The sequence below is a fragment of the Bartonella sp. MU70NMGDW genome, assembly GCF_042194085.1.
Classification (GTDB): Bacteria; Pseudomonadota; Alphaproteobacteria; order Rhizobiales; family Rhizobiaceae; genus Bartonella; species Bartonella grahamii.
Map to the genome: position 1 here is coordinate 1 of NZ_JBHIMK010000329.1, position 1,265 is coordinate 1,265.

Consider the following 1,265-nt stretch of genomic DNA (forward strand, 5'->3'; position numbering starts at 1 on the left):
TCCGAAAGAAGTTAAAACGCTTGAAGGACATTTTGAAGTTGTTTTTTCTTCTTAAACTTCTTTATGATTAGCTTTTTGGGGTCTATTCATACATAGCAATCTTATATAAAAAAGGGTCAAATGGATCATGCATAAAAGTGTGGATTCTTAAGTGGATTCTTATAAAATAATTTCACACAAACTATTGACTTTATTGTGTTTTTATATTATACTGAATACTAATACAACCCTAAAATGTAAGCTTAAGTATTGAGGAAATATTTTCTTAAAACAAACCCGTGAATGCAAAAAACAACACTGTCTTTCATGAGCAGCATATGCTTCCATTCGTCGTGTATATTTTTCAAGGCTATAAATAAAAACCTTAAATTGATATAATCATATTCAAGAGAAACATGCGTTAAACTTTCTATTAATACCGTATAAACTTTCTACACTTTTTAGCTTGTCACATCATCATAAATTGTATTCAATACCACATGCACTCATTTTTAAAACAAATTGATATAGCTTAATCAATGATAATACGAACCTCGCCAGTTTTCAAAAGTATGAGAAAGTGTATCTACAACCCATCTTTTAAGGACTCCAACTGCCTTAACTACAAGCTTTCCAATGAAAAAAAAATATACGGTAAAAATAGCATCCTTGACCGTTGGTCCGATGATAGCATTCTCCTTACCTCTGGGAGTTTTCCCTGAGATAGCAATAAAGTCTTTGTTTTTTGCTGAAATAAGAGGCTCTTTTTCTTGGGCCACTATCATAATGAAAACATCCTCTGGAAAGCTACCTCTCCTAAAGTTTGCATGAATCTCAAGAATTTGAGAAAAAAAAAGAACTGTTATTGAAACACATAAGCTAGCAATTTTAAACATTTTTTTATCCTTTTTTATTTAAAACATCAAAAATGAACTATAGAATTCATAAAGTATTAACAAATAAGAAGAATATAAAATAAAATTTTTATTTTTGCTTGATACAATACATATATTATATATTTATACTTATAAAAATATAATATCACAATATATAATTTGTTGATATTATTTAAATTAGATTAAAATTTCTGATATAAATCATAAATTATATGTACTTTAACTTTATAGTTTCTATAAAATTATGATTATAAATCCAGATAACTATAAAATAACAAAATATCTAGTTGGCTACAAACAATATATATACATTAATAAATACATAATTTATTAAATAATTTAAATATAGTATTGATCTTCTATATTTTCATATGAAGAAATTTCAAAATT

At 25.8% G+C, this 1,265-nt stretch carries 1 protein-coding gene; it reads right to left on the reverse strand.

Annotated elements, in window-relative coordinates:
* Nucleotides 1-515 precede the first annotated feature (515 nt).
* Nucleotides 516-875, reverse strand: a complete 360-nt coding sequence (locus ACFIKE_RS10790) for a hypothetical protein (RefSeq protein WP_375649906.1) — start codon at nt 873-875, stop codon at nt 516-518.
* Between the last annotated feature and the right edge of the window lie 390 nt (nt 876-1,265).